The organism is Sulfoacidibacillus thermotolerans (assembly GCF_003144315.1).
Lineage (GTDB): Bacteria > Bacillota > Bacilli > Alicyclobacillales > SLC66 > Sulfoacidibacillus > Sulfoacidibacillus thermotolerans.
Window position 1 is genome coordinate 82248 of the sequence record NZ_MPDK01000010.1, and the last position, 13484, is coordinate 95731.

11 protein-coding genes are annotated in these 13484 nt (G+C 46.5%); 3 read left to right on the forward strand and 8 right to left on the reverse strand.

Annotated elements, in window-relative coordinates; translation table 11 throughout:
• The first annotated feature begins 35 nt into the window (after positions 1–35).
• Together BM613_RS07750 and BM613_RS07755 are read left to right on the forward strand one after the other, a co-directional pair.
• The gene (locus BM613_RS07750) at positions 36–767 is read left to right on the forward strand and encodes a CDP-alcohol phosphatidyltransferase family protein (protein ID WP_109430603.1); all 732 of its coding nucleotides are present in this window, start codon (positions 36–38) and stop codon (positions 765–767) included.
• Positions 768–777: 10 nt separating this feature from the next.
• The gene (locus tag BM613_RS07755) at positions 778–2490 is read left to right on the forward strand and encodes a DNA polymerase/3'-5' exonuclease PolX (RefSeq protein ID WP_109430604.1); all 1713 of its coding nucleotides are present in this window, start codon (positions 778–780) and stop codon (positions 2488–2490) included.
• 20 nt (positions 2491–2510) lie between these two features.
• Here BM613_RS07755 and BM613_RS07760 read toward each other — a convergent pair whose 3' ends face one another.
• On the reverse strand, positions 2511–3017 hold the full coding sequence (locus BM613_RS07760) for an N-acetyltransferase (RefSeq protein WP_342767160.1): 507 nt from the start codon (positions 3015–3017) through the stop codon (positions 2511–2513).
• Between the two features lie 58 nt (positions 3018–3075).
• Complete coding sequence (gene argJ / locus BM613_RS07765; protein ID WP_109430606.1) at positions 3076–4287, reverse strand: bifunctional glutamate N-acetyltransferase/amino-acid acetyltransferase ArgJ; 1212 nt, start codon at positions 4285–4287, stop codon at positions 3076–3078.
• Positions 4288–4451: 164 nt separating this feature from the next.
• On the opposite strand from argJ, the gene BM613_RS07770 reads away from it, so the two are divergent.
• Positions 4452–5051, forward strand: a complete 600-nt coding sequence (locus BM613_RS07770; protein WP_109430607.1) for a TlpA family protein disulfide reductase — start codon at positions 4452–4454, stop codon at positions 5049–5051.
• A gap of 32 nt (positions 5052–5083) precedes the next feature.
• Here the strand turns inward: BM613_RS07770 and guaA are convergent, their stop codons facing one another.
• The 6 genes from guaA to BM613_RS07800 all read right to left on the reverse strand — a co-directional run bounded on the left by guaA (position 5084) and on the right by BM613_RS07800 (position 13366).
• The gene (gene guaA / locus BM613_RS07775; protein ID WP_109430616.1) at positions 5084–6625 is read right to left on the reverse strand and encodes a glutamine-hydrolyzing GMP synthase; all 1542 of its coding nucleotides are present in this window, start codon (positions 6623–6625) and stop codon (positions 5084–5086) included.
• Between the two features lie 30 nt (positions 6626–6655).
• Positions 6656–8500, reverse strand: a complete 1845-nt coding sequence (locus BM613_RS07780) for a transglutaminase TgpA family protein (RefSeq protein ID WP_181362966.1) — start codon at positions 8498–8500, stop codon at positions 6656–6658.
• A 233-nt stretch (positions 8501–8733) separates the two neighbouring features.
• Positions 8734–9876 (reverse strand): DUF58 domain-containing protein, encoded by a 1143-nt coding sequence (locus BM613_RS07785; RefSeq protein ID WP_146192775.1) that lies wholly within the window; start codon positions 9874–9876, stop codon positions 8734–8736.
• Positions 9877–9945: 69 nt separating this feature from the next.
• Positions 9946–10917: an AAA family ATPase gene (locus tag BM613_RS07790; protein ID WP_245926301.1), complete on the reverse strand. Its 972-nt coding sequence runs from the start codon at positions 10915–10917 to the stop codon at positions 9946–9948.
• A 126-nt stretch (positions 10918–11043) separates the two neighbouring features.
• The gene (locus BM613_RS07795) at positions 11044–12411 is read right to left on the reverse strand and encodes a purine-cytosine permease family protein (RefSeq protein WP_219930659.1); all 1368 of its coding nucleotides are present in this window, start codon (positions 12409–12411) and stop codon (positions 11044–11046) included.
• 91 nt (positions 12412–12502) lie between these two features.
• A complete protein-coding gene (locus BM613_RS07800) occupies positions 12503–13366 on the reverse strand; it encodes a DMT family transporter (RefSeq protein WP_109430610.1) in 864 nt (287 codons plus the stop codon).
• Between the last annotated feature and the right edge of the window lie 118 nt (positions 13367–13484).

The following is a 13484-nucleotide window of genomic DNA, read 5'->3' on the forward strand; positions in this document are numbered from 1 at the left end:
GTCAAACGGTCCAACATGCAAAGGAGTTAAGTTCCGTGTCTGAATTTAAGGCAATCAACGCGAGTGCCAAACGTCCCGTCGATATATGGACAAATTATGGGTATTACTTTTTTTCACTGCGCTTCGTATATTTGATTCGCAAAACAAATATTACGCCTAATCAGGTTACACTATTCTCTTTCTTTTTATTATTGTTTGCTGCATGGCTATTTAGCCGTGGAACACGAAATGCTATTTTATTTGGCGTACTCATTCATCAGCTGTCTTTTGTCTTTGACTGTGCAGACGGTCAACTTGCACGCTACAAGCAGCAATTTTCACCTTATGGAGCATGGCTCGACCAAATTGCCGACCGCATCAAAGAATATGTCCTTGCGCTTGCTTTCGCTTATGGCTACTCGCGTTTTCATCCCGGTATTGCCGTTTGGGAATATGCGTTAGCCGAACTCTTCCTTCTCTTTTTGCTTGAATACTATGAGCAGCAAAGAGGAAAGATTGGAAAGACATCAGCACCTATAACGAATCAGCAAACTCCTGACGATCATAAAAAAAAGCAATCGGAGTCAGGATTTTATCAAGCACTGCGCAACATGCGATCACGCATCCCATTTCGCGGCTTTACAATTGGCGAACAATACTTTTTGACAGGAATCCTGCTGCTCTTTACGAACGAAAAAGATACCTTGATAGGAATTACTTACGTCGCGCTGATTATGGCCATATATCATCCACTTGCCACGATCACTAAGCGTCGATTTGAAAGTTAGGAGATGAACAATGGATAAGCGTGGCGTTGCTCGAACCCTGCGCGCAATTTCTTCACTCTACGCTCTTGGACACGATGAAGAAAAACTAGCCTTACAGTATAAAAAAGCTGCAGACACCATTCGGAGACTTCCAGTTCATGTACAATTGGGTATCGATGAATTGCAGAAGCAATTTCACTTTGAAGAACCGATACGCCAAACCATCGAACTTTTACTTACCAAGGGTCGAAAAGCCGCTCTTCTTGCTCTCCCGATTGATGTACCTTTGTCTTTACTCGAGATCATGGAACTGCCTGGTTTTGGACCCAAACTCACAGGCCGCTTATATCGAACACTTCATATTTGCTCTCTGCGCGATTTGGAGATTGCGTTAAACAATGGAAAAATACAATTTGCGCGCATTCTTCCAGAAAGCCAATTACAGCAACTGCCGATGGAAATCTACAAATTGCGCCAAAGAAACCGTGCTATCTCAATACCTACAGGTCGCGAAGTCGCTGCTGTCACGATTGAACACCTGCACCGAACCTATCCACATCTTTTACGTATCGAGATGACTGGATCCCTGCGACGCATGTGCCCTATCTCGACAACTATCGAGCTTTTAGCTTCCTGGGATGGGGACACGGAAACCTTAGCGCAATTGCAGATGAATGGATTCTCCATACAGCACGATACACGCACGACGAATCAAATGATCGAATCTGAATTTACTGCGGTCACTTTGACAAAAGAGGTAGAACACGACGATCGTACATTTCCCCTTACTGTACATCTCGTTTCTCCAGAGTCGTTCGCCCTTGCATGGGTTCTGACAACTGGAGATGACGCACACGCAAAATTTGTTCACAATCGCTTAAACATAGATCCACAAAAACAGGTCGCAAGCCTACGTGCACAGCATGAAGAAGAGGTGTATCAGCTTATTGACCACCCCTATCTACTTCCTGAAATGCGCGAACAGTGGGGCCTTCACCAGGAGGCACGAAAGCTTTTACAGGAAGGGCAAATTAAGGGAGATTTACATATGCACTCACGCGATAGTGATGGCGCAGATCCCATCGAAGCGATGGTGCAACGATGCATTGAGAAGGGTTATACGTATCTAGCAATTACTGATCATTCTCAGTCCCTTGACATCGCACATGGACTCACCGTCGATCGCCTACTACGCCAGCGTGAAGAAATCGCTGCATTACGTGAAAAATATCCACAAATCACGATCCTCCATGGAACTGAAGTGGATATTTTGGCAGATGCCACACTCGATTTCGACGATCTCATCCTTGCGTCTTTAGATTTTGTTGTCGCTTCCATCCATACCGCCATGACGCAATCTGCAAATGAATTAACGGCTCGCTTACTATATGCCATTGAATCGCCACACGTGGATATAATAGGCCATCCCACAGGGCGTATGCTAGGTCATCGAGAGAGCTATTCTGTGGACTTTGACCGCATCTTTGCTGCAGCAGAACACAATCATATTGCACTTGAACTTAACTGCAATCCAAATCGTCTGGATCTCGATCCGATTTGGTTACGCCAAGCGATGGAAAGTCACTGTCTATTTGCAGTTGACAGTGATGCACACAGTGTTCGTGATCTAGAACGCCTTACCCTGTATGGATCTGCCATTGGCCGCAAAGGCCTCCTCACACCTGAGCGCGTAATCAATACATGGGAGCTTTCGCATTTACTGCAATGGCTTGCTACCTCTTAAACTCCTAGACTACAGAGCAACTAGCTTTGGACATTGTATAAGGGCGATTCAATCCATGGAGTAAGCACAGGCTTATACCCAGTTTCACGTATCATCGCAATCTCATCACAGGCAGGAAATTTTTTGCAGTTAATGCAGTCTTTCCAGATTTTTTGATGTAGATTTTGCTTTTCAACCACTTGAAACCCACAACGTGAAAAAAACGCTTCTTGATAGGTGAGCGCTAAAACACGTGGAATCTTTAGCTCTTGCGCACGTTGAAATAACGTGTCCACCAATACCCGTCCATATCCTTTTCCTTGTGCATTCTGCGCAATGGCAAGTGAGCGAATCTCTGCCAAGTCATCCCCTAATACGTGCAGTGCTCCCGTGCCGTAAACATGACCCGCTTCTTCTATGACATAGAAAGAAAGCAGATTCTCACAAATCGATTGCCGGGAGCGAGGCAACAAAAGCCCCTGATCTGCATAGTGCCGCAAAAGCAGCGCGATCTGTTCTACATCCTCCACTGTCGCGGTCCGAATCACTATACCTGCCCCTCTCTGAACACTTTCGCTTGATGGAACAAACCGATTTTGCAATGCATCAAGTAGTATATTCACTGTTAATCTGTACATAATCGTGCGTCAAGTCACACGTGAAATACCGTCCTGCAAACGAACCAGCTGCTAAATCGATGACGACGACAATCTCAGATTGACTCATCACGCGTTTTGCCGTTTGTTCATCTACTTCTGTAAAGGCTCCATGTACAAATACAGTGATCCCACCAATTTGCAGTGTCAAATGATTAAGTACAAAATGGGCACCCGAACGCCCAATAGCTGATACGATGCGCCCAGGATTAAAATCCTCACCGTAAAAAGCTGTCTTAACGAGCGGGGAAGTCGCCACAGTGGATGCCACACGCTCCACATCAGCCTCCGTTGCCCCCCCTTGTACTTCAATCTCGATAAACTTCGTTGCGCCTTCTCCATCTTTTACAATCATTTTTGCAAGCTCTTGCGCTACCTCAGTGAGCGCATCACAAAAATCGCTAAATTCTTTTGATTGCTCCGTGATCACTTCAGTTCCTGTGCCTGTGGCAAGTAAAATGACACTGTCGTTAGGACTCGTATCTCCATCGACAGAAATCGCATTAAAGCTTGGTTTTACTGCCTTCACTAACGCTCTTTGCAACGCGACCGGATGAACAGGTAAATCTGTCACGATCAATGAAAGCATCGTCGCTAGGCGCGGATGAATCATCCCTGCACCTTTGGCCACTCCGCCAATCATCCCTGAGTATTGCCCCGTGTGGATAGCTCGCACACTCGTCTTAGGAAAAGTATCTGTGGTCATCATCGCCGTTGCAGCGGCAATCCCTGCTTCACTCGTACGATCTGCAGCAGCCACAAGATTACGCAGCCTCGGCAAAAGTCGCTCTGCATGCATCGGCACCCCAATGACACCCGTATGCAAAACAATGACTTCATCCGCCTGGCAATCTAACTGCTCAGCTACACCAGCGGCTAATAACTCTGTATCCGCTCGACCCGCCAGTCCCGTTCCGGCATTCGCATTGCCACTTGTAATGAGCACAGCTTTTACCTGTTTTCCACCATGCAGCCGCTCAAGAGCACTTTCCACACAAGCGCTGCGAAATTGATTTGTCGTAAAAACACCCGCATAAGCCGCTTTCTGATCACAAATAAATAAAGCGGCATCCGGCCTCTCATCTCGCTTAATTCCGATATAGCCACTCGCACAAGAGATTCCCGGGACGGCTGTAATGCTGATCGAAGACGGCATATCCATCCGCTCGACCTCCTCAATTCGCAAATTATGATTTAATTACTATACAACTCGATTTATAATTATGCAATCAACTTTTTAGCAAACTGCATTTTTTCTTGCCCCGTATTATAATAAAGACACTTTTCAACGCAATCACACATCGTCAATCCATAAGGAGTCTGCATATGAAATCCAAAGTCAGTGCCGCAGTTTTACTTGCAGTCGCGCTCATTAGCGGCTTAGAGATCTTACAGTGGCATGCAGCACACACAAACCCTCCCTTTCAAAATTTGCTTGCCATCGACAAAACAACTCCACTCGCAACCTATCAACCACAACCCGTGTCCCACGCAAGCGCTTTTACCCATCTACTCGTAGAAACAGCAAATGGGAAACCCGTTGTGCTTGATGCCAAAGAATATCCTCTGCTCTTTGAAGCCTACTGGTGCCCACATTGTCAGCGCACACTCGTTCTTTTAAATGAAAAGAGAACGCACTTGCACCATCTTCCACTTTTCATTAGCACTGGTTTTGCCCCTGGTACAACGCTTCAGCAAGCGGTTCAGTTAACAGAAAAGGAGTCAACGACATTCGGATTGCGTGATGAGCAGATGTACTTCCTTCTCTCAAACCAATGGCGTTCACTAATTCCAGAGTTCCCCTTACTAGTTTTTTATTCAACCAACGGAAAAGTCGAGCAACTCGCCGGTGAACATACATTTCCCGTTTGGAAAGAAGCACTATATCACGCACAGATTTCCACAAATAGAAAGACATCGGCATAGGGGTCCCCTTCCGATGTCTCTCTTTCTACTCTCTATTCCCATTCAATCGTCGCAGGTGGCTTTGAGGTAACATCATATACCACGCGATTGACACCCGGCACTTCATTACAGATCCGATTGGACATGATCGCAAGTACGTGATACGGAATCTGTGCAAATTCTGCAGTCATGCCATCGCGTGAGGTGACTGCACGAATCGCCACAGTCGCAAAATACGTGCGTTCATCCCCCATCACGCCGACACTTCTTGTATCAGTGAGCACAGCAAAGTACTGCCACACCTCCTGTTCCAACCCATTATTGATCACTTCCTCGCGAACAATTGCATCCGCCTTTTGGAGGATGTCTACACGCTCTGGCGTCACTTCTCCAATCACGCGAATCGCAAGCCCAGGACCTGGAAATGGTTGTCGCCAGACAAACGCATGTGGAAGTCCCAATTGTTCACCAAGCGCCCTCGCCTCATCTTTAAAGAGGGAACGCAAAGGTTCGATCAATTGAAACCGCATATCCTTGGGCAAGCCGCCGACATTATGGTGGGATTTAATCGTCGCCGCAGTCTTCGTGCCGCTCTCAATTACGTCCGTATAAAGTGTTCCTTGACCTAAAAATGCGTATTCACCTAAATCTCGTGCCGTTTCATCAAATACGCGGACAAATTCTGTGCCGATCCGCTTACGTTTGACTTCAGGATCAGTTACTCCTCGCAACAGAGCAAAAAAACGATCTCGGGCATCAATCTTGCGAATATCCATCTGGAAGACTCCAGCAAACATCTCCATCACTTGTTCGGCTTCCCCTAAGCGCAATAGCCCATGATCGACAAACACACAGGTTAGACGATCTCCAATTGCCCGATGCAAAAGCGCCGCTGTCACAGACGAATCCACACCGCCAGAGAGCGCCATCAGTACGCGTTTATCACCTACTTGCGCGCGAATTTCAGCGATTGCCCGATCGATAAATGAATCCATACTCCAGTTCGGCTCACAACCACACACGTCAAAAAGAAAATTTCGCAAAATCGCATCTCCATAATCCGTATGCTGAACCTCTGGATGAAATTGCACCCCAAATAACTTGCGATCAGGAGCACTCATCGCCGCAACTGGCGCGCTGCTCGTTACCGCATCGATTTGAAAGCCAGGTGGCGGTGAGGTAACGATGTCACTATGACTCATCCACACACGTTGTTGATCCGGAGTGCCCACAAACAACGGCGCCTTACCAGTCGTCTCAACGATAGCTTGTCCATACTCACGCATCTGTGCGCGATCAACATGTGCATGAAAATCTCTCGCCATTAATTGCATGCCATAGCAGATCCCGAGAATGGGAATGCCAAGTTCATAGATTGCTGGATCGACACGCGGGGCCCCATCTTCATAAACACTGCGTGGCCCACCGGAAAACACAATGCCTTTGATAGGTAACGCACGCAATTCGTCCGCCGTAATGTCATGTGCAAGAAGTTCCGAATATACATGTAAATCACGAATTCGCCGTGCGATGAGCTGATTGTATTGGCCACCAAAGTCAAGGACAACCACCCGTTCTCTTTGCTCGTTCAAGATCACTGCCAACTCCCTTATTTGTTGTATGACTCAAGTATCGTTTGCATCTTTATAAAAACCTGCTGAATCAGTAAGTTCTCCCTGTCCATAGCAAATCTTTTCATACCACTGCACAAACTGCATGAGTTTCCCCCGGTCATCGGGTGCACCTATGTTTTGTACATATTCGCGCAGTGTTTGTGAAGAAGCACGTGGACCATACTTGCGGTAAATTGGATCAAGTAGATCCTTCACGCCTTGCGCACTATCTGTCATCGTGACATTGGACGAGATCAAATGGCTGCAATTGCGCCTCGAGGAAATCCGCCGCAACAGGAAAAAAGGGATCAGTCCGAATACTACAACACTCCCTGCCACAAAGACAAGCATTGACCATGTAGAGTGTGCAAAAACTGCAGAAATTGAAGTCAGCGACCTTTGTTTCAGAGTAGATCTCTTATCCATAGACGAAGGATCAATCTGCCGCAAAACGCGTTTTGTTAAGGCTAGTTGCTGTACCCTTTGACTTTGTGGCCATGACGCAGGGGGTGTCGCGTCGAATGAAACCCACCCATATCCCGCAAACCAGATCTGTGTCCAGGCATGTGCATCTGTTCCACGCAATTCATACTCCTGCATTCTCCCTGAATCCCTTTTATCTGGAGGAACAGCGACAAATCCGATCGCATAGCGTGCAGGAATCCCCACCGCGCGCGCAAGTGTCGCCAAAGCACTTGCATATTGGTCACAATAACCCCGATGCGTCACAAATAAAAATTGGTCAACAGCGTCTTGTCCTGGTTTTAAAAATGGAATGTCCTTCGTCGCATAATGTTCATGTGTCCGCAAATACGCAATCAGCGCTTCTACTTTTTCATACGTCCCACGAGCGCCTTGCGTGATCGCTCGGGCAAGTGCAACATCCCGCGCTGGAAAATCTGCAGGAAGCTCTAGATCAGTGGGAAATGCGTAAGCTAGGCTCCCATTACGCACCTGCAAAAGAGCTCTCGCGCTGATCCGGGGCACTTCAGAAACCACGGTATAAGTTGTTCCTGGGCCGACTTCTCCTAGTGAAAACGCATCTGTCTGTGGATTAAATTGATACTGTTGAGAACGTTTTGCAGTCTCTACTGCAACAATTTGATCTGCCCCAAATAAAACTGGATAAGATCCTGAAACGACTTCTACCGTTTGTCTCAGTTCCCGTTCATAGGGTGCACGTAAAGACACTCCACCAGATAATAAATTCATTTGAATCGGCGCACCTACAGGATACCAATGCATCATCTGAGGTGTATTGGCCTTCCATTCTTGCCCTGTATAATCGCTATATATTTCCCCTAAGTAATAGGTGGGACGCTTAGCAAAGACACGTAAGAGCACGCGTGAAGTCCCAAGGAAGGGACCACCCAAATGACTGACATTCAGTGTATCAAATGCCGTTTGATCTCCCTGCCCCAAATTCGCCTGACGCCCCTCGACAAGATGAGAATGTGCAAACCCATGCGCAAAAAATGATAGAAGAAGTCCACTTGTTACAAAAGAAACCAAAAGAACAGTCAAACGTATCGTCCATGGAATAGAAAGTATTGATTCTGATCGCAGAGCATACAAACTCCCCGTCAATTCACTTGCAAACGCCAACAACACGAATTCCATGATCGCAAGACAAATACAAAGCGACAGTATAAACGACGGCTGTACAGGTTGAAGAAATAGCAGAATCGCTTCTGCCGCTGTCATCCAACTCCATAGCCACAGTGGTTTTTGCAAACTTTCTTCTAAAAGTTTTACGCTAAATGTGATAAAACCAAGTACTGCTACAGCTCGCACAAATACACTTGCATCAAGTCTACTTGGATCTCCCTGAATCATTCCAAAACACAGTTGCGCCATACTTTGAAAGGGATTATTCAGCTTTACAGGCATGCACAAAACGAGCAACAAGAATAGAAACCAGTAAATGAATCGGTTTTGTAATCTGAAAACCAGCAGCAAAAAAAATAGATAGACGCTAACCCATAGGAGAACTGGCGTCACTTGCACAAAAACCACTGCAATCGTTACAAGAAAACCCCACAGCACCAATCTCGCACTTATGTCCACAATGACTCGATCTCTGAGGAAAGTTAGCATCTCACGCCGCTCCCTTGCGCTTGCACCATAGACCAGTCATCTGGCGAAGAAATACAAGCAATCTGCCATCCGTGAGCACTCGCACGTGCAAATGCCTGTTGTTCCGACTCAGACATTACGGCTCCTGAGCAGAGATAAAAAACAAACGGAGATTGTTCCCAGGCTCTTTGCATTTCGATTCCCTCTAAAAAAGGAGATAAAGCCGTCGTAACAATCACTTGCATGCGCCCTTTGAGACTTCGCAAAACCCGCCAAACAGGCGTCGAATTAAGCCCAGCATGAGGGGCCATACGCGCTAAAACAGTGAGCAAGTCAGGCAATCCGCGACTGCCATTTGCCTGATAGATCTTTGAAGTAGCATCCCTTGTATCATAATACTCTACCGCGAGATGACGTTTTAAAACGTAAGTCGCAATGGATGCAGCAGCAGAAATTGCTAATTCGTATCTTTCATCTATCCCTTGAACATCTGTATGCGCATAGAAAACAAGCGACAATGCAATGTGATTCACATAATCCATTTCTTTCGAACGCAGCTCATTGGCTCGTGCAGACGCGAGCCAATGAATGTGATGAAGTGGGTCTCCAGGACGATATTTGCGGGTACCGATCACTTGACTACTTTCATCCGCAAGAACCGTTGTCTGAGCGCGTTCCTGACGCAACATCTGATCAAACCACGGCCAATGCAATAAGGGATCTATACGTGGATATACTAGCACCTCTGTATAACAAGGAACGATTACGCGTTGCGTTAAGATCCCAAACCAATCCCTGCTATGAACAGTCAACGCATGAAATTCATAGATTCCACGCATCAAATCACGAAGTTCATAATTCACTACATATTCTAATGCTTCCCTGCCCCGCGCTTGCCGCTCATAGACCAACGCAGTATCTATTATTCTATTAGGCAAAACCTCTTTAATCTGGACACGGGGTGAAAGTAGCCATAGAGACTTTGAACGTCTCACTGTAATTTGTACATGAACTGTCGCGCCAGCATACAGCACTGTCTCAGAGATTTTACGCGTAGCATATAAAGGAGTTTGCAAAACCATCCAAATCAAAGTTTCATAGATCGCCAAGCCAACATAGACGCCAAACAAGAACCATTCCGCACTCTCATTTCGCATGTACGCCCCGAAACAAAATGCGACTACCACTAGGTATAGAAAGATCAACACGTTCCATCCTCGCACAGCTCACCTCCGCGGCATTGCGACAGGGACAGGAGTCTCCCTGGCAATTTGTTCAATAATCGCTTTTTCATCGCGTCTATTTAGATGCGCATGTGAATGTAAGAGTAGGCGATGACTGAGTACCGGGATCAACAGTCGCTTGATGTCATCAGGGATCACATATCTTCGACCTTCCAGCCAGGCAAGTGCGCGCGCAGCTTTCGCCAAAGCAACTCCCCCTCGCGGTGACACGCCCAGAAAAACATCTGGGTGCTGACGCGTCTTTGTGATGATCTCCACAATATATTGGAGTAAATTTTCCTCCACCCTCACTTGTCGTGCAGCTACTTGCCAAGCCAGCACAGCTTGCGGATTTACGACTGAATGGACGGTCTCAATTCCTCTATCGCTAAGCGCCGCGCGCAAGACATCTTGTTCTTTGTCGGGTGTGGGATAACCAAGTGAGAGTTTCATCAAAAAACGATCAAGTTGTGCCTCAGGAAGTGCATAAGTACCTTCATACTCGATCGGATTTTGTGTAGCTAAAACGAAAAAGGGGGAGGGTAACTCATGTGTTGTCCCATCGCAAGAAACCGTGTGTTCTTCTAAAGCTTCAAGCAAAGCTGACTGCGTGCGCGGTGACGTTCGATTGATCTCATCTGCAAGCACGATCTGAGCAAAGATGGGCCCTGCTCGAAACTCGAATTGACGCGTCTCGCGATTGTATATTTCCGTGCCTGTCACATCAGATGGAAGTAAGTCAGGCGTAAATTGGATCCGATTGAAGTGACAATTTAAAGTTCTTGCTAATGCGCGCACGAGAAGTGTCTTCCCTACACCAGGAACATCCTCCAATAACACGTGACCACCAGCGACAACCGCAACTAGACACATAAAGATTGCTTCATTCTTGCCAACAACAACCTTTGCCACGTTATCAAGCACTTGTTGAATCTCTTCGGTGGTCCGCGGTGGCGTTACTTCCCCAAAACGCACGCCGATTCACACTCCCATCAAAAATTGCCTTTTCCCCTCCATCTTTACATGCTCACACTAAAAACGCAATGCCACTTCGCAAGTGACATTGCGCCTTTTTCGAAACAGCACAGCAGTAAAAAATTTTTAATCCAAACTCACTGACGCACGCTTTGCAAGACCATAATAAATGAATCCTGCCACGACAAACCCCACGTAAAAGCTTATATCCGCTCCCCCCATAATTTTTGCTACTCGTCCCTCATAAAAAGGACCATTCATAAATGGCAAGGAACATATGATCCCTATTACAAAACTAAACACCCCTGGCCAATAAAAGCTACGTGAAGCACGAAAATCCGTTTTGACAATCTGATCACGCCGTAAAATAAAGAAATCTGTGAACAGAACCCCAAGCCATGGTGTCATCCAATAACCGAGCATGAGAAGAAAGTTTTCATAATTTTGCTCAAAATGACCTGATCCAAACAAACTCAATACAAGTCCAATCCCGCTCGCAACTACCGCAAGCAGCCAACGCGGCAGACGAATGCCTAATGCTCCCGCTGTCAGTGCATTTGAATATAAATTGAGCGCATCAGCCGCGGTACCGCCAAGAACCACTGCAATCACTGCCAATGCACCAAATCCACCTGTTACAGCATGCAACGCAGATATCGGATCACTCGCATCCGCCCCAGCTAAAACTGCAACGAAAGCACCAACGAGTTCCAACCAAACAGAGGCGATCAAAGAGCCCCCAAAAACATGCCAGATAATACTTCTCCGATCTGTTCGCTCAGATAAATACCGGCTATAGTCAGAAGCATAGGGTCCCCAACTTCCTACATACGAAAAGGCTGCTGCAACCATCGTAGCAAAGAGTGGCCACAGACCCGAGGTCACAGGATGATACGCGGTCAATTGTCGAGTATGCAGTAACGCAACTAAGGTAATAATGGCAAACAAAACCGCCAAAACAATCGACATGAGGCGTTCATACGCGTGGATCAGATTGTGCCCATAGATAGCAAGTAAACCTTGAATGACTACGAGAAACAACGCACCTTGCCAAAAAGATAGTTGCGGGAACAATACGCGCAGTCCAAAAGTGCCCAGAATGTTATTGACCGCAAACCATCCAATCGTGCTTAGATAATTGAATAAAGCAGGAATGAATCCCCCAATACGCCCAAAAGAAAAGCGGCCAATCATCAATTGGGGCAATCCGTATGTCGGCCCCATTGCAGCACTCATACCTAATAGCAGACTACCCGCCACATTGCCAAGGAGAATCGCTAAAATCATCCACGGCCAAGGCAATCCTAAGCTCACTGGTAAAAAACCCAGTGCAAAATCTGCAATTGTCAAATTACTGCCTAGCCACAGCGTAAATTGACTGCGTACACTCCCATGGCGTTCCACTTGTCCTACTGTTTCGATCCCATACGGTTCAACCTGAAACGTGCGATTTCCATAGCGCGCTTCTTTTCGTTGCTTTAGGGACATCTCCATCTTGCCACCCCGTTTATATACACTAGCAATGACACTATAAGTACACTACTGTATATACAATGTTGCTGAGGGAAAAGCAAGCGATTACCAGTTATTGATAGCCACGCAAATTTGCTAGTACAGCTCCTGCAAGAATAATTGTCCCTCCAATCATTTCATGTATACTTAAGTGCTCTCCTAACAATGAGATACCAAGAATCACCGTCCAAATTGGCAGTAAATTCATAAAAGGTGCCGATCGACTCGCCCCAACAACATGAACTCCTGACGTCCATACAAAATAAGCGACAACAGAAGCTGCAGTACTAACGTAAAGTAAGGAAAGCCACGCAACTGGCGTCATGTGAATCGCTGTCGGCGAATACGACAAAATTCCCGCAATCGCACTTGGAATTGCACCATAAATTGCGGCGCCAGCAGTCATTGTAAGTGGATCAATATGATGACTTCGCCTTTTTCCGAGTACGGTATAGAGTCCCCAAGCAACAGCTGCAATGACAAGTTCCAAATCGCCGAGCGAAAAAGTAAACGAAGAACCGCTTCCCGCCCCAAACAGTACGATTACACCGATCACAGAGAGCACAATCCCAAGCCAAGCAATCAAGGGAGGTCGATCATGCAAAAACAGCACACTAAAGAGAAGGATAATAACCGGGATCATCCCTGAAATCATTCCTGCTTGAGCAGCTGGTATAGACTTTAGCCCTAAATAAGTTAGTGTCGAAAAAGCAAACATCCCTACAAATCCAAGAATAGATAATATTTTCCACTCTCGTTTTAATGGGATCGATTTCCCTTGTAGGCGCAAAATCAGCCATAAAATAAAAGCAGAAATGACCCAGCGCACACCGTTAAGAAAATAAGCCGGCATAGCTGGAGCTAAGACCCGGCCAGCAATATAATTTCCACTCCATAAAAGGGTCGCAACAACTAAGAGTAAAATTCCCTTTTTCACTCGATAAATCCTCCTTCAACGATAAATGGTGCACAAAACCGGTATAGGATCGAGTAGGAGGGGGCGGCTAGCCCCCGACCTCTCACACCACCGTACATGCGGGTCCGCATACGGCGGT